The following is a 17,746-nucleotide window of genomic DNA, read 5'->3' on the forward strand; positions in this document are numbered from 1 at the left end:
ATACACATTTGTGTAATACTCGATACCTTCTGGGTATTGTCAACCAACATTACTGTTCAGTTACAAGAAAGTCGGTTACTATGAAACATTCGACCCCGCATTTTCACGTTATGTAAAACCTTCCACAAAAAAAGTCGGGTACTCAGAAAGTGTTATAAATAGAAAAAGAGCCTCTAACGTCTTCACGACTTTTTTGTCATCCAACAATAATTGTTCAAAGATAAAATAGTTGGAATGATTATAATCATCTTATAAAATAAAACGATTAAGTGAATTAATCACTTAATCGTTTTATTTTTCTATTATTCAATGTTTAAATTCTATGCTTCTCTGATTTATCTATGTTACTCTTATTATTTCTATGTTACTTTGATAATTCCTTGTTTCGATGTTCATTTATATAATATTCAACTTCCAACCAAATTATACACCTTGATTTAATTCATTGTCAACAATTCTTTTTATTTTCTTAACATGTAAGTTTTCTTCATTGAGTTTTATTGTATCTTGTGTTCCTGTCTTAGTAGAGTGGGGTTGTTTTCCTGGTATGAAAACACCATTTTTACAACCTTCTGATATTAAAGCGAGTACATTGGAAACCTTGTCAAATGGAGTTTGAGACTTCCCTTGTTTTTTTCGCATATCAATAACCTGATGTGCAACTCCGATCCATGCCAATTCCTTAATTTTTAATGCATTCACCATATGGACAACCTTATGTAAGATAATTTCTAAATCAGATGATAATGCTTGTGTATTTTCAAAAGATTTTTCATCTGAACTAACTTGATATCCTGTAATATCAAACAAATCATCTAAGTAAAAAGTTGGAAATCCAAGTTTTATAAATTCATCGCTACAACTTTTCTTTAATGCTACAAATGAAACTTTTTTACCTAGTTCTTGTGAAAGATAGATAGCTGGATGCAAAAACAATCCATCTCCTGACAAAAATACAATATGATTATGCTCTTTACTGTTTGTTAGTGCTTCAACTACTATTTTCCCATCAGTGCTATTAGAAGCATTAATAATGGTATCAATCAATCCTATATTTAATAAAGCAATTTGTTGCTTAACATGTTGAAAAAAATCCCAAATAGCGAACAATTTTATATTAGATGCTTTGTCTATTTGGAATTCGCTAATCAGAAATTGCTTTAATTTGATGTAGCCTTGATCAGTTAATTTAAAGCCGTATTCGTTCTCCAAAGAATTGTATAGATTTTCAAAATCTACATAACATACAGTTGACATTTTTCGGTATTCCTTCCTTTGGTACATATAATATTTTAATCATATCGAATACTAAGAAAATAGTCACGTTTTTTTTGAATACAAACCTCTTGTTTTAAAGATTCTTTATCATCATAAATTATCGGACTTAATATCACCTATCAAAAACGCAGATTGAAATCCGCCATTTTTTTTATTTTCATCGTATAAGTATAATGGCAAATCAGCTTTCGGCATCCATACTCGTCCTAATTCAACCGCGGTTGAAACCGATATAGCAGGGAAAATGTGAATAATACAATCTTCACCATGGGTAAATTTAATCTTATTAAATAGTTCCCTCATTAGAACGCGAAACTGACTTAATTGGTTTTCTCCCTTCAAAAAATCATTATTTGGGGAAGGGATTGTTATTGTCCATATCGATGTTTCTTCTCCTAGTACATTCGTAATCCGACTATTATCGATCGATGCACTTAGCGACAAATTCAATGCAACCTTTTTATGAACTTTTATCGGTTCAATGACTTTATACTCAAAGTGTTCGGGTTCATATTGCCACTTCCATGTTGTTGGCTCTCTGTGCAATTGATAAACATCGGCAGGGTAAATGTCTGATATTAATGTTCCTAATAAAATAAGTAGCGGCTGTGGAGCCAATGCGAAAATCGATAAATGTTTATTATCTCCAGACTCTAACTTCCTTTTTACCTTATCTTTAAATTGATTTTTAAGCTGTTCGTTCTCGATTGTCCAGTACAATGTATCATCATCATCATAAAACGAACTATTTTTTAAACTCAGTTCGATTGCAGGATTCTCTTCTGGATATCGTTTAGGCAACATTGCACTTGTTGTGACCTTCCAATTTAATGGAGAAGCATGTTCGCCGATATTCGCTCCATATATTAGAACATGACTTTTCATAGTATCGGTAATCGAAGTTACCATCTCGATTCTTTCTTCATGTTTTCTCTTCATTTCACGAAGTCTTTCTACTGGATGATTATCGACATCTTCTTTATCAATTAAACGATGGTGTATATCGCACATTAGCATTAGATTACTAATATCTTTTGCAAGTATTTCAGATAGAGTTTCCTGTCCGCGTGGACCACCAGGGCTATCAGCAATGATATGAGCAATATAGGATGCGTTCATCTTAGCCAAAGTTATAGAATCTTCCCATAACGGCTCATTACAGCCCTCGTATTCACACCGACCTGCTGCTTTAACCCATAAATTTAATTTTACTTTTTCTGGAATTTTGGTTTTTGACAATACAATAGCCCCTTTAAATTTTATATATATTTCTTCCCTTTTTTCTTATTCGGATGTTCCCCTCCACCAAGCCACTCACCTGTTGCATGCCATAATTCATAGTAATATAACCACAGTGAAGTCCAAGGAACAATTGTTTTTGAAATCAGCTTTTCTTTTGTCCATTCCTTCTTTTTTGGTCGAAAAAGACACAATTTGTTCCCTGGATACACATGTGGTATAGATTCATCGTCTTTTTTTACAAGTTCAGGAGAAAGCACCGTTACATCTGGTTGATCCATGCCCAAAGAATAAACTATACGAACGGTATAGTTTTTACTCAATGGGGTTGGTTGAAGGTCGCCTGTCCAAATCACAACGTTTTTATTCCAATCTGCTATAAAATTAGGAAAATCATTTTCCATTGCAACAATTTGTTCAGCTAGTGGTAAAAACAATTTTTTATATGGAATCTTTTTTTTCGCCATAAAACGTGTTTCTCTCCATTGCAACTGCTTTTTCTGTTGTTGCTGCAACCAATAACCCTGAACCAATTACTGCAAGTCCTTTATTATTTCTTGATTTCCCTATATGTGCGGCTTGTTCTTTGAATGCTTGGTTGGTTACATTCTCGCCGAACATTTGCTTTAGCTTCTCAGCAATTTCACTCAGCCCCTGCAACTCTTCCAATTCCCCCCAATTTTCTTTGAAATCTCGAATGAATTTCACGAATTTTTGATATAATTCTGGTTTGCCATCCCATCTTTCACTCAAATCTTCTTTATCGTTTGAAGGATTTAAGACAACTAACCTTGTATCGCTTTTTGAAACCAGGACCTGAATTTGATTTAAAACGTGTGTTATAGTTTCATTAACAGAAACTTGTCCCTCGTATACTTGTCCAGCAAGCGTCGTTAAAACGATACTGATTGGTGCTGAATCAGACTCTTTTTCAAAATATATATCTCGATAACGCTTGATTAATTGAACAGCCCTTTTTAGCGGTGCTTTCCTTTCAACAGTTTCATCATTAGGTAGTGGTTCAATATCTGCTCGAACTTCAAAGGATTGTTTCACTATGATAGAACGATCATTTAACCAAGCAGTATAACCTTTTGGGTTACTATCTTTCCAATCCTCTGCTTTACGGTCAGGAACCTTTACACATGTGTCTGGTCGTGGGTTTGCAGGGTGTGCTGGCAAAATATCCATATGGAATTCATTCGCGTAATTAAGCCGAATACAACGATTTTTTCGTTCTACCTTATCCTTATAAATCTCATTATCTCTTAAACGTTGTTCAATCGTATTTAATAAGTCAATTGGATCTTTACCTTCATGGGGCTCATCAACTTCACATACCAAGTCAAGATCATATTCTTGTTTTGATAGCGGTTTTACAGTTGTACCAATACTAAGCGACCCTTGTGGGTAAATGTTTATCTCTGATCCATCAAATAAATCGCCATCTTTCGAAAGCCAAGTTCCAACTGCTTCATAACGTTCCTCGGCAAGTTTCCTTTGTGTTTTACTAATTTGCAACTTTTCACCAATACGTTGTAACAAATCATCTACTAAAATATTTTTTTCGAAGTTTTTAATCATAAATTATTCCTTTCTTTTTATAGTTTCCGAATAAGCACCGAAGGGGAAAGCACGTTCTTATTTAGATTATATTACACAACATGTAGATAGTCAAAGAACAACAAACACAATATATAGAAACCTTTAATTTTATTACCTTTTTATTTTTTATATTAAAAATGAGCCTAGAGATTTATTCTCTAAGCTCACTTTTTAGTGGATTCATATTCAGTTACAGTGAGTGAAATGAACCTTTTTACATCATTTGAAATGTTTGGTCGGAGTCCTGCTAATTTATATATTTGCCATTCAATAATTGGTTCATTTTGTTCTTTTAACTCTTCAATTAACAACATTACACGTCTTTTTTGGAAGGTTGCTACATCCTCTGAAACTTTACTAATAAAATTCATAGTTTTCGGCAGCTTATCCGCATATTTCTGTAACAATGAAAGTTTATTTATTTTCTTTCCAATAGAAGTTACGGCAATTTTAGTAGGTTTCTCAGAACCCTTGTCCCAAGTTTGAATAACTTCCTTAACTTGTTCCAACAATTCTGTATCTCGTTCTTCCCAATCTACACGTTGATTCGGCGTTTGCATTCTTGTCTTCACAGGCGAAAAATCATTGAGCCAATCCCGTTCGTTCCTATACAAATAGGTATATACATCGGGTGCAATTTTTCGTAACTCTGTTTTTGATTTTTCTGGATATAGTTCCTGGAGTTCCATCCATCTATTTTTACGATCCTTCAATTGTGTTTCGTAATCCTCTACTATCACCTCGGAACGATTCTGTTTCACCTTAGGTAATTTCCATGGGACTTTTAAATTTAATTCAGTAGCATACTTTTTGACTGTTGCTCTATCTGCTTGTAATTCCATTGCTATTTCTTTGAGCGAATTTCCTTCAGTAACTAAATGGCTCAATTTCTCTTTCCAAATAACTCCGTAGTCTTTTATCGTACCAATTCGATACCAATCATCCTTACTATTATCTGGTCCTCTCCTTGAAAAAATAAAACCACAATTGCAACAAAATGTGCCGACAGGCTTTTTAGTATCATAACATATTGTTATTACCAAAGAAGTTATGATTGGTTTGTGATAATGGGCACAAGCAACATTCAGGCATAACCAAGGACCTTGACCAAAAGGATTATATTGCTCTCTTTTAATTAAGTGACTCAATTCAGTCTCTAAAAAGAGCATTATTAATATATGCCTTAGCGGATGAAATGACTTACGGTGCTTTCGAAATATCATCGTTAACCAATTGCTCTCATCTAAAGTGATTTGAGATTGCAATAGAATTAAACATTCCTCGGAGAACTTTGTTCTAAAACTCTGAAATAATTTGTCACGTTTCACAAAACCATTAAGGCTTGCATATTCTTTTTGCTTTAATAGCACAAGATACTTGTTTCTAAGTGTATTTGCATTTGTTTGCAAATGAGTATTTAATAGTAGTGACTCTGTTACCTGTGCAATTCTTAGAAGTTGCTGCTTTTCTTCAGAACCTAATCCATTCAAGTTGTAAACCGATCTTTCAATGTAAGGAGTGGCAATGATGTATTCATGTTGATTTTTCGATTTTACTGAAATTGTCGTTTCTTCTAATACGGTTTCATGTTTCGGACATAAATACACACCAGGAGCCTGATGAACTCTACGCCAATATGTTTCACCATAAGTATCTACATCCTCTTTGATACATGTACTACACATCCAAAGTTTCGTTTTTATTTTCACATTACTTGCAGAAACTCCTATACGGGTGTGTATTGTGCCACCTTTCCCACCCTTCATGGATTGTTTGACTTTTTCCGCCTGATTTGGTTGTAAGAAAGCTGCATAGTAGGAATACATCGTGTGATTAAGAATTAGTTTATCTACATCCCAATTAGAATCCATTCGTTCTAGTAAAGTATCCAAATTGGCTGGTAAATCCCAAACTGATCTGATGGTTCGTTTCCCAAATAATTCTTCGGTCGTTATTTTTGGACTTGTATTGCCTGACCTTACATGATACCTTGCAAATGCACTGTATAGTAATTCATCAGGATATGGTGTTGGAAACCAATGGCGTATGTCCATGTTTATCTTCCTCCCAAAATTCATCTAAAGGTTGTTTAACAATGTTCTTTTCAGCGAACCATTCATGTACTGATTTTCTCTCTTGCCTTGCTTCTTCCATTAGACGACCCAAATAACTATCATCGGTTGACTTTCTTCTCTTTTTCTCGATGTTGCTATCAATCTTCTTATCATCTTTTTCGATAAGAATTTTTACCGTTTCTTTTATTATCTGTGATTTTTCAATATCTTCCCCAAATCTTTTGAAGACTTTATTCACAGAAGCAGTAACTTCGTTTGGTTCAAAATCCATGGCTAAAAGTTGCAACGTCACTTCTTCTAAAAGTGATTGCTCTTTTTTCTGACGTTTTTGGTTTTGTATCTTCTTTTGAAGACGAATCTTTTCATGCAAATCAATGGAGGCTTTATATTTTTCAATTTCTTCATCCATATCAATGGGGCGAATATCCTCGTATTTGGCAATTTTGCTTGGAATTCCCGACCTTAATGCATCTAACATTGGTCGAACTAGTCGTAAACTGTCTCTAGCCACTTGTTTTATGGTTTGAACGCTCACCTTTTCCATCCCATTTGAAATCGCTCGTACTTGTGAAAGCATAAAAAGTTTAATAGCAATATCAAGTATGCCTTGACTTTCTTCGTATATCAGATCACTTAATTCACTTGTTAGCGGAGTATATTTGGTTGTCCATTGATACTCCCACATACCCTCAACGAATAACTCCCAAGATTCATCTTTTGGCATTTGAGACCAAATCATATCCCCTTGTCCACTGCCACGTCTTGCTTGTCGAAATTCACTTTGTAAAATGGAAATTGCTTTATTGGTACCCACCATTAAAACAGGAATGCCAATGGTATTAACCAAAGTAACAAAAAAGTTCAACATTTTTTCAGATCCTCCACTTTTGCTAAGGCTGAGATGTTGAACTTCATCAACAATGAGTAAACCAATTCCGTGAAGACTGGATAGGTGAGCCATTCTTTGTAACATTAAATCTGTTGTGTTTCTTTGCGACCCAAATTTATTTAAATAGTTGGACCCTAATAATCGATCTAATTCAGCAAAAAAACTTATACATAACCCTTTTAAGGAACCATCAAACGGACAATCTAACTTTAACCAACAAATCTGAGTATAAATAAATGGTTTTCCTTGATACTCATGATGCTTGATTAATTGAGGGTATAGCGACAGGACTCTTTCGATTGCAGTTGATTTCCCAATACCCGAAAGACCAATAATAGTGAATCCAGCCGCTGTCCGTTTTGCTTCAGTTTGATAGTTTTTTAAAAGCTTCCCTTCTTTTATCGCTTCATAGCTTTCATAAACCCTCATGACCTCTTCTTTTTTCATTGGACTACGGTGTAAGTAGCCTTGGCGAACTGCTCTAGATATTCTTTGTTCAAGATCCAAATGGTTTTCAAAAGGTTGAAAGTATTGAAACAATCTTTGTACACAATGAAATCGATAACTAGCGCTTAATAATCGTTCTTTTTCATCGAACGGAGGAAATACCGATAGTTGTTCAATCACATCATCTTCCGAAAAAATAGGAGGAAGTGCTTCAATCAAAGGATTACATTCGTAATCTGGAACTATCTGATCACTGTAAATAGCATTAACCATCACTTCACCATGCTTAATTCGTGTATCACTGGCGGTGTCCTGCATGATTCAACTTCTCCTTTTGTTTTTGACGTAATAGCTCAATTTTGGACAATCCTTGGTTTATAGGAATATCATCTCCTGATACTTCTGATAATGTGTTTTGCCTAGCATTGGTATCTGCCAATAGAAACGCTTCTTCCATCCGTCTTGCTTCCTTTTCTATTGATCGATTTTCTCGAATACCATTAACTTTTTGATTATTGCTTATTTCTACTTTTTCTTTATCTGAAGATTTCTTTGCCTTTTGAACAATGTGTTCAATGTCGCTTGCCAAATCTACTTTTGTTTGATTTTCTTCATGATCATGTTCTTGTGTTTTTAATAATTCATAGTCAAAGAAATAATTTACTTCTTCAATAGTTTTGTCTCGATATTTCTTATGATGGTCAAGCAGAGTTGCGGTTTCATAACTTCTACCGTCTTCACTAGGCAAATAAATGTGTGACATATTTCGTGGATCATAACAAATAGGAATTTGCCAACTCCCCTTATTTCTTGCCTCTCCAAACCAATTTTCTTTAAGTGCGGTTTCACTACTGAAGCGCATTTTCTTATTAAACTCAATACCTTTATATGTTACTCTAGCTTTTGCAGTTGGTAAGAGGTGTAACTTCACGATATCCTCTGGATACGAACGGAGTTTTCCCGACCGATTCTTTATACCCCAATTCCATAGCTCACGGGGAATGAGTGAAACTTCATCGTTAATCATCATTTCATCCTGATTATATTCTTTCAGCCAATGATGATTATTGTGATGGAGTACACATCGAATAATCACACTAGTAAACTCCTGCAAAGTTAATGTAGCATCTAATCGATAATCCCTATCTCCCCTTACTTTAATATCTACATCTACGAAACCAGGTATAAAGGGTTTAACCTTTGTATGAATAGTTTTAAAATGTTGCTCGACAATCCCCTTCCAATCTCCTCGGTATGGTGGAGTATTTTCTACTTTTATATTAAATGCCGAAATAAGCCGTTCTACGTTGTATCCTTCTAACTCTCCTCGGTCGGCTAATAACGTTTGAGGAAGATAATGACAGTCCCATTCATCTTTTGTTATTTCAATACCGTATTCTTTACAATAGGAAACTTTATCACTAGCAGTGTTTGACAGTGCCATCATTGCTCCAAACCAAGAAGGACCTTCTAGTCCCACATACAGACCTGAAACCAAACGGCTAAATACATCAATTACTACATAAATAACAGGGCGACCAATAATCCAATTTCGATTAAAAGAGCTAACGATATAGACGTCTGCAACCGTAGCGTCAATTTGAAATTTTGTTCCTGGTCCGTAAAGTTCACCAACGGATGTTCCTAAGACTGCGCGATTCTCTAATTCGTATTTTCGATTCCCTTTTCTTTTTCTAAGTTTTTCTTCAGATTGGTAGGTCTTTTCATACCAATGTCGGAATTGCCTTAATGATGGTAGTTTGTCTTGTTCTAACAAAATAGGTTTTTTTACACCCTTATCAAAGCGAAAATCTGCGACGAAATAAGTTTTCAACATTAGATTGAAAGTTGTCGAAAGCGGATTTTTCTTCGTAGTATGATAAAATCTCTTCACACTTACTTCAAAAATTCTTTTAATTTCATCTGTTATGATAATACCTTCACCTATGACAGCGGCAAATTTCCTTGGTCTTCCATTCTTCTTATCTGTAAAAGTTTTTTCTTTTCCTTTGCCACCAGAATTTTGATAGTCAGGTAACAATGCGTTTTTCGTTTTACCCCTTTTCCAAAATTGCTTTAGGTGTTTATAATATAACCCCTTGCTTTTACTTGTCCTATTTATTTCCGCAGTAATTAAACGTCCTCTATTTTCACTTTCATATATTTCTGGCTCATGTGAAACTAGATTTTTTATTAATTCCCAACGTTTGTCTCTTAATAGTTTCCTTTCATCAGAAAGTTGATCTTCTGCTTGGTATATAAAACTATATGGTTCTCTATCGAAAAATGATAATAATTCTTCCGAGTGCAATTGATGTAAATCTGATATTTTCCGCTTGATTGGTAGGGCATTTTCTTTTTCAATCTGAATGGTGTAACAAATTACATTACCTTCATCGATCCAAAGAATACGTTCTACGTGTTTATCCCCGTTAACTTCTTCTATGCTAATAATGTCATTAATTATGAACACTTGATTCCTTCTCCCCTACATATTCTTGAAAACATCCTCCACCCAAAGATGAGTATGGATCTTTTGATTAATATCAACTTGTAGTTCTTGATGAGCAATTAAATACTTAAGAATTTCCAAACTCGTTCCATCTTCTAATTGAAAGGTTTTGTCAAATTCTGTTACCATTTCAATAATCGAAGTGTTATATTTTTTAATGAAAACTTTCATTTGTTGAGCATACGTATTCAGTACCGCGTATGGTAAATCTTCGATATCGAAATAGGAAGAATGAAGCCATTCCACATTCTCAATAAGATTCCTCGGCATTTCTTTTTCCGTAACAATTCCCCAGTCAATATTCCGTTCTTCCCAATAGGTACGTTCAATTTCGAATTTCTCAATGATTCTAGCATCTTCCAAACCTTTCGAAGGTTTTATTGTTCGTGCAATCTGTGTTGTTCCTGTTGAATCGGCGACCGTGATAAGAAAATCAGTAGTCATAACAATTGGTATCTGAGATTTTGGGTCAGTTGGGTGTTTGATTTCTTTAGTTGAGGCAATAAATAAAGTATCTTCACGATTCAGTGGGAACTGTTCTCTGATATCAACAACCGATTTATTCCATTCCAATATATAAAAATAATCTTTTTCTAATTTGGATAAGAATTGATGGATTCTATTTGTTTTCCAGCCCTTTCCCCGTGTCGATAAACCACTTGAAGGGAAATCTTGGATGTTGATCCAGGGTTTATAATTCTCTCCCGTTCCTTGCCCCCGACCCTCTTTTTCCATTTCACTAATTTTCTTTTCGGTTAATTGAGTTTTTCTTTTTGCCATTGTCTTCCCTCTCCTTTGTTGTACTTCCTTGTTACTATCATAAACAGAAGGATATCCCCTAACATAGTCTAGATTTTCCCAGTTCAATTTCACCGAAAAGAATAAAAAAGATAAAGTATAGAATCTAATAATATTTTTTCACCATAAAAAATTTGTTTTTTCATTATTCGTTGTAAATTATGATTTACATATATATTTTTATCTTTGACACTAAATGTAATTTATAAACTACTTAAATTAATGAGTTTCTAATTAAATCATCAAAAAAGGACTTGGATTTTAATCCAAGTCCATTCTTATTGTTAAAAAGTCATTTACTTTATGTACGTTCCTCTGAAGCTTTTCTTTATTTTCATGCGCACAGTAAGTTAATACATTGGTAAATAGTAACTTAATCTCTTTTATTAATATATTGTCTAAGTGCTCTCGATTGATAACCTTAGGTAGCGGTCGGTCTTCAGTTGCAATTATTAATAAATCCCGCCATGTACTAGGCGTGTTTATTCTACCTTGCAGTATTGCCTTTAATCCGCCGTTTACTGATAGATCGTTTAAAGTTAGTAAATATCCTTCTAAGTATCTAATGGATATTTTATCTGTTTTACTATCAAGAAATTTTTCAACTTGTATTTTTAATTCAGAGGGTTTTATTTTGGTATCATATTTGTAAATCAAGTTTTTCCTCAATTTAGTTAAAAATTCTTCGTACCGTTCTTCGGGTAATGATTTAATCGTAACTCTAATATTTTCGATATACAATGTTCCTCCCCCTTTTTATATTCTTGTTCTATCTCATTTCTACTTTTGTATGTAAAACTCCTTCAATAAAAAGGTTGGTTATTATAATAATAACTGGTACCGTCCTATCACAAAACTAAAATTCGAATGTGTAAATGAAAAAAAGTATAACTAGCTGCATCAAAAAATGAGATTCTTTTCGGTTAATATAAATAAAAATAGCCCAGTTCATATTGAACGGGCTATTCTTACATTTATTTTTATCACTTGTTAAACTAAAGCACCCGTGAGTTGAATAAGAAAACTCGAGCTGTATAAGTCCCCTACACTGTTTTTTTTGTGGGGGTGCCTCTTTTGGATGATATTTCAGTTTATTTTTTCTTGGTTAATATTATATATATTAATTTCTAATGTTTGGTTTTCAGTTGTTGATGTTGGAATAATTTCTACTAAAGACTCCCTGGTTTCTGTTTCAATTTCTTTTCCTATATTGATATCAGTTAGATTGTCTTTTTGTATAGATGTGTATATTTCTATAATTAGTTTTTTGGATTGTTTTTTTGTGAGTATATTTATAACCGTTGTATATCCTTTAATTTCGAGTTTTTTTTGGACTGTTGTGTTTATTTTATTTAATAGTTGGTTAATTTCTAATGTTGATTTAATGGAATCATTTGGAACAATGATTTCCTTATAAACTCCAATTGAATATTCTTTAAAAATTGTTTTTTGTGCTAGTTCATAAACAATTTTTTCAATATCTTTTTCAATACTTTTTAGATACTGTTGGGTGCCATTTACTCGAATATTGATTTCTTCGTTTTGAAGATGTATTCCAATAAACGTTATAGTAAAGTCTTGTTTTTCTAGTTCACTTTTTATTTTTTTAGTTAGATTATTAGTATTTTCGATTAGTACTTCATTTGAGTATTCTTTTTTGGATTCTTTTGCGAATACACTCTCATTATTTGGATAATGAGAGTAGGTCCAAATTCCACTAAGTATTAAAAGAACGAGTGCACTCATTATATTTTTTTTAAGATTAATGATTCTTACTCCTTTCCTAAAAATTTTTATTAAGAATTAGTTGTTAGTATTTAAAGTTTTTTCAATTCCATACATGCATCGTATGTTATTTTTTAATAAATAAACTTTGAAAGTGTTTAATATGCGAGCTCCTCTAAAAAAAAGCCTACTACGTGTTAGGAAGTATTGTTTTTGTAGAACTTGAGAGGAATACTAGGGACGTGTCAACGGTAAATCGCAAGACCGTAAGGAGAATTTAAGGAATTGATACGTAAGGGGATTTTCCACCCTTTTGCATATTTCTTCGTACATCTAATGGTAACTCCTTGTTCAACTAAACTGCCACTTTACTTCAATAAGAAAAAAGGCTTTACTCCTTCTTGAAGTAAAGCACCCGTTAGTGGAAGAAGAAAAATTTTTGATTCGATTCAATAATCAATAGAATTTGCTATTTCAACCAAGTTTTCGGGAGTAACTTTATCTAAAACCTGCTTATTGATACTTAGCATATACTGCCAATTTCCTCTTTCAAAAACAAGCACGTTAAAACCCGAAATAGTCATATAAGTGGCTTCATTCCCATTATTTAATTCAAAGGTTTTTAACACATACTTCTCTCGTTTAGGAATGCCGTACTTAATAGGTCGAACATCAATTTTATAATGATTTTCAGATGATAAATCACTGATAAATTCTACTTCAAATGAGTCATTGGTGTCGCCCTCTAAATCATTAAATCTTCCGAAATGGTGAGTGAAGCTTAGCGGGGGAACTCTAATTGGTAGCTCTAGTCTTTGTTTAAAATGTTGTTCAAAATCTTTCGATGCTTCTTCCACAGTCTTATACCCGATTTCAGGATATATTTCTTCATAAGGACTGGGCTTATTGTTTGCAGTTGCAAATACGGTCAATAAAAATAACAAACAAAATGAAAGCAGAAATAGGGAAATAGTTCTGGTCATTTTCTTCACCTCAAAGTATCTTTAGGTGTATTATTCCCAGCTTAATGAAAATTATGTAATTGACATTTCTGGTCGTAAATAATGCTTCGCATTGGACTGTGATTTCCTCTTTCGATTCAACATATTATTTACTACTATACTTTAGATGAAAGTAAAAAAGCACGACCCAATTAAACCTGGATCGTGCTTTAAATTAATTTTTTTATTGAAAATGTTAGTTCACGACTTTTTTGTCCAGTTCACAACTTTTTTGTCCAGTCCACAACTTTTTTGTCCAGTTCACGACTTTTTTGTCATTCAACATTATATTATTTCAAACCCACAATATTACTCCACTGTTACTGATTTTGCTAGATTTCTAGGTTTATCTACGTCACAGTCTCTGTGCAATGCTGCGTAATAGCTAATTAGTTGTAATGGAATTACCGCAACTAGTGGAGCGAAAAGCTGGTTTACTTTTGGAAGTACGTAGCGATCTCCTTCTTCCTCATGGCCCTCCATTGCAATAATGCAAGGGTTAGCACCACGTGCCACTACTTCTTTTACGTTACCGCGAATATTTAGGCTTACTGCTTGCTGAGTAGCTAATGCAATGATTGGTGTACCGTCTTCAATAAGAGCAATTGTACCGTGTTTTAGTTCTCCTCCAGCAAAGCCTTCAGCTTGGATATAAGAAATTTCTTTAAGTTTTAATGCACCTTCTTGGCTTACATAGAAATCTATGTTACGTCCGATGAAAAAGGCATTTCTAGTTGTTGCTAAAAACTCTGTAGCAATTTCTTCCATCTCTTCTTTAGAATCTACAATTGCTTGAACCGCATTTGCTACAATTCCTAATTCTTTTATAACATCAAAGTCTAGCGTTTTTCCTTGAGATTGCGCATATACAGAAGCAGTAACCATTAATACTGCAACCTGTGCTACGTAAGCTTTTGTAGAAGCAACGGCAATCTCTGGACCTGCGTGAAGTAAAAGTGTGTGATCTGCTTCACGGGAAAGAGTAGAACCTGGTACGTTTGTCATTGTAATGGTTGGATATCCCATTTCTTTTATCTTCACTAGTACCTGTCTGCTATCTGCCGTTTCTCCCGATTGTGTTAGGAACATGAAAATTGGTTTTTCTGATAGTAGTGGCATATTATAGCCAAATTCACTTGAAATATGCACTTCTACTGGGATACCCGCAATTTTTTCAAAGTATTCTTTTCCGATTAGCCCACCATGGTAGCTTGTTCCAGCGGCAATGATGTACAACCGGTCAGCGTCTTGAAGTGCTGATAAAATGGCAGGGTCAATCGTAAGTTCCCCTTGCTCATTTTGGTAAGCTTGAATAATTTTACGAATAACAGCTGGCTGCTCATCGATTTCTTTTAACATATAGTGAGGATATGTTCCTTTTTCAATATCGCTCATATCTAACTCTGCTTTATATGGAGCACGTTCCACTTTTGTGCCTTCCAATGTTTGGATTTCTACAGAATCTTTGCGTACGATTACGATTTCTTGATCATGAAGCTCAACATACTGCTCAGTTACTTGAAGCATCGCCATTGCATCCGAAGCGACAACGTTGAATCCGTCTCCAACACCTACTAGTAATGGTGATTTGTTTTTCGCCACATAAATAGTATCCTCGTCTTCGTTATCAAGTAAAGCAAGAGCATAGGACCCATGTATTAAATGCAAAGTTTTGCGAAGTGCATCAATTGTAGATAACCCGTCTTTAGAAAAACGTTCGATAAGTTGTACAATTACTTCCGTATCTGTATCAGAAGTCATTTCCACACCAGCTAAATATGCTTTTTTCATCAAATGATAGTTTTCAATTACTCCGTTATGCACTAATGTGAAACGTTTTGTTGTACTTTGATGAGGATGAGCATTTTCATGGTTGGGGACACCGTGAGTTGCCCAGCGAGTATGACCAATTCCAACTGTTGCACCCACTTCTCCATCTACTACATCTCGTAAGTCTGCAATGCGACCTTTTTCTTTGAATACCATTACTCCATCTTCGTTTAATACAGCAATACCTGCTGAATCATAGCCACGGTATTCTAATTTCTCTAATCCTTTTAACAAAATCTCTTTTGCATCTATTTCTCCAATATAACCAACAATTCCACACATAATAAAATTTCCTCCGTTTACATTCATGTCAAAATAAGCTATCTACAATTGATATGTAGTAGCCGATTAAGCTAAGAATGCCTTCTAATCCCTCTGTCATCCAATCGCTTGAATGTTTTAAGAAATAGAATTACAACCGGGCAAATACGGTCGGGAGGCATCCGCCGAAATTTCGATAACCTCCACCTCGTCTGCTGAAGATGATTTTCCGTCCAATTTCTTCAGCTCTGGCGCTATAATTGTTTTCTATGTTTTACGCGTTATCTATCCTCCATTTCTACGCGGTTACAAATGCTAGATTTGCAACTTCTACATTATATATGTTCATATTATGCTCGTCAATTTTAAGGGTGCAAAAGGTTTTCAAAATTTAAAGAACTATTACCAAAGTAATAGCTCTCTCCTAACTTATTAGCCTACCAAACGGCAATCGATCCATCCGTACGAGATTCTGTTCCTCCTTGAAGAACTCCTGTTTCATCGTTTCGCCAAATAATCTGTCCTCTACCAAAGCTCCCACTATCTGACGCCACTTGAACTTGATGCCCTTTTTGTATCAGACTTTGTACAAGATAGTTTGGGAATTCGGGTTCTACGTGGATTGTTGTACCTTTCATCCACTGCCAGCGAGGCATATCGAGTGCCGCCTGTGGATTTAACAAATAATCTACTGTATTCATCACTATTTGGAAATGACCTTGCGGCTGCATATAACCTCCCATTACGCCAAAAGGTCCTACTGCCTTCCCTTGTCTGCTTAGAAAACCTGGAATAATCGTATGAAACGTTCTTTTCCCTGGTTTTAACACATTGGGGTGAGATGCCTCCAATGAAAAATCATGTCCTCTATTTTGCATCGCAATACCTGTGTCTGGAATAACGATCCCTGAACCAAATCCCATATAATTACTTTGGATATAAGAAACCATATTCCCTTCTTCGTCGGCTGTTGCTAAATATACAGTTCCACCTTTAGGGATGTCATAAACTTCCGGATTTACTGCTTCTTCCTGTATTAAGGCTGATCGGTTTTTAGCGTATTCCTCGGATAATAGCTGCTCCACACTTATTGGCATTTCTGCAGTCTCCGTTATAAATGCTTGACCATCTGTAAAAGCAAGCTTCATCGCTTCTACTTGATGATGGAGAGTCTCCGCACTTTGCCATCTCGGTTCCCCCAAGTTTTTGTAAACATTGAGGGCCATTAAAGCAATCATCCCTTGCCCATTCGGGGGAATTTCCCATACGTCATAGCCTTTATAATTAACTGAAATTGGTTCTACCCATTCAACTTTGTATGTACGAAGATCATCTTTCGCTAAATAACCTCCATGTTTTTTCATAAACATATCAATTTGCTCCGCTATTTCTCCTTCATAAAAATCACGCGCATTCGTTTCTCCTATCGCTCGAAGTGTACGTGCGTGACCTGGGGAGTTCCACATCTCTCCTATTTCAGGAGCTCTACCATTTGGTGCAAAGGTTTCAAACCAAGCATTAAATTCCTCGGAAGTAAACGTAGTCTTGTATTTGTTATATGCAATCTTCCAGTACTTCCCGAGTATTGGCGTTAAAGGATACCCTTCCTCTGCATATTGAATAGCAGGTTCTAACACTTCTCGAAGCGATAGCTTTCCAAATCTTTCTGATAATGCAGCCCATGCAGCTGGAACGCCTGGCACGGTCACTGGTATAACGCCATGTACAGGCATTTTATCGTACCCTTTTTCTATTAACCCTTCAGCAGAAATAGACTGTGGTGCAGGACCTGAGGCATTTAATCCGTAAAGCTTGTCTTTCATCCATACTAAAGCAAACGCGTCTCCACCAATTCCATTAGAGGTTGGTTCTACTACTGTAAGTGCCGCGGCGGTAGCAATTGCTGCATCTATCGCGTTGCCACCTTTTTTTAATATATCTAACCCCGCCTGAGCAGCTAAAGGCTGTGAGGTCGCAACCATTCCTTTTCTAGCAAATACTGTATGACGCTTTCCTTGAAACGGATGATGTAAAAAATCCATTAAGAACCCCCTCTTATACCACACTTAGGTATGCTTTGATTCAT

Annotated in this window: 13 protein-coding genes; all 13 read right to left on the reverse strand. The window is 35.0% G+C overall.

Translation table 11 applies throughout. The annotated features are described in order from the left end of the window. Nucleotides 1-423: 423 nt before the first annotated feature. Nucleotides 424-1,257, reverse strand: a complete 834-nt coding sequence (locus tag BLR36_RS10965; protein ID WP_175454044.1) for an NYN domain-containing protein — start codon at nucleotides 1,255-1,257, stop codon at nucleotides 424-426. A gap of 111 nt (nucleotides 1,258-1,368) precedes the next feature. After that, nucleotides 1,369-2,517: an SAVED domain-containing protein gene (locus BLR36_RS10970; RefSeq protein WP_093061782.1), complete on the reverse strand. Its 1,149-nt coding sequence runs from the start codon at nucleotides 2,515-2,517 to the stop codon at nucleotides 1,369-1,371. Nucleotides 2,518-2,537: 20 nt separating this feature from the next. Then, nucleotides 2,538-2,984 carry a type II CBASS E2 protein gene (locus BLR36_RS10975; protein WP_093061783.1) on the reverse strand — a complete coding sequence of 149 codons (447 nt, stop codon included), beginning with the start codon at nucleotides 2,982-2,984 and terminating at the stop codon, nucleotides 2,538-2,540. Then, on the reverse strand, nucleotides 2,959-4,101 hold the full coding sequence (locus BLR36_RS10980) for a nucleotidyltransferase domain-containing protein (RefSeq protein ID WP_093061784.1): 1,143 nt from the start codon (nucleotides 4,099-4,101) through the stop codon (nucleotides 2,959-2,961). Before BLR36_RS10980 ends, BLR36_RS10975 begins: the two co-directional genes overlap by 26 nt. Nucleotides 4,102-4,286: 185 nt before the next feature. Then, nucleotides 4,287-6,176, reverse strand: coding sequence for a TnsD family Tn7-like transposition protein (locus BLR36_RS10985; protein ID WP_175454045.1), 1,890 nt, complete (start codon nucleotides 6,174-6,176; stop codon nucleotides 4,287-4,289). Continuing rightward, nucleotides 6,139-7,851: an ATP-binding protein gene (locus BLR36_RS10990; RefSeq protein WP_093061786.1), complete on the reverse strand. Its 1,713-nt coding sequence runs from the start codon at nucleotides 7,849-7,851 to the stop codon at nucleotides 6,139-6,141. Before BLR36_RS10990 ends, BLR36_RS10985 begins: the two co-directional genes overlap by 38 nt. Continuing rightward, the gene (locus BLR36_RS10995) at nucleotides 7,832-10,006 is read right to left on the reverse strand and encodes a Mu transposase C-terminal domain-containing protein (RefSeq protein ID WP_093061787.1); all 2,175 of its coding nucleotides are present in this window, start codon (nucleotides 10,004-10,006) and stop codon (nucleotides 7,832-7,834) included. Before BLR36_RS10995 ends, BLR36_RS10990 begins: the two co-directional genes overlap by 20 nt. Nucleotides 10,007-10,021: 15 nt before the next feature. After that, on the reverse strand, nucleotides 10,022-10,825 hold the full coding sequence (locus tag BLR36_RS11000; RefSeq protein ID WP_093061788.1) for a TnsA endonuclease N-terminal domain-containing protein: 804 nt from the start codon (nucleotides 10,823-10,825) through the stop codon (nucleotides 10,022-10,024). Nucleotides 10,826-11,104: 279 nt separating this feature from the next. After that, complete coding sequence (locus BLR36_RS11005) at nucleotides 11,105-11,584, reverse strand: hypothetical protein (RefSeq protein ID WP_093061789.1); 480 nt, start codon at nucleotides 11,582-11,584, stop codon at nucleotides 11,105-11,107. Between the two features lie 345 nt (nucleotides 11,585-11,929). Next, nucleotides 11,930-12,589, reverse strand: a complete 660-nt coding sequence (locus BLR36_RS11010) for a hypothetical protein (protein WP_093061790.1) — start codon at nucleotides 12,587-12,589, stop codon at nucleotides 11,930-11,932. Between the two features lie 428 nt (nucleotides 12,590-13,017). Further along, nucleotides 13,018-13,551 (reverse strand): hypothetical protein, encoded by a 534-nt coding sequence (locus tag BLR36_RS11015; protein ID WP_175454046.1) that lies wholly within the window; start codon nucleotides 13,549-13,551, stop codon nucleotides 13,018-13,020. 327 nt (nucleotides 13,552-13,878) lie between these two features. Continuing rightward, nucleotides 13,879-15,681: a glutamine--fructose-6-phosphate transaminase (isomerizing) gene (gene glmS, locus BLR36_RS11020; protein ID WP_093061792.1), complete on the reverse strand. Its 1,803-nt coding sequence runs from the start codon at nucleotides 15,679-15,681 to the stop codon at nucleotides 13,879-13,881. A 416-nt stretch (nucleotides 15,682-16,097) separates the two neighbouring features. Further along, nucleotides 16,098-17,702 carry a gamma-glutamyltransferase family protein gene (locus BLR36_RS11025; protein WP_093061793.1) on the reverse strand — a complete coding sequence of 535 codons (1,605 nt, stop codon included), beginning with the start codon at nucleotides 17,700-17,702 and terminating at the stop codon, nucleotides 16,098-16,100. Between the last annotated feature and the right edge of the window lie 44 nt (nucleotides 17,703-17,746).

The organism is Psychrobacillus sp. OK028 (assembly GCF_900103605.1).
In the GTDB taxonomy this organism is placed as follows: Bacteria; Bacillota; Bacilli; order Bacillales_A; family Planococcaceae; genus Psychrobacillus.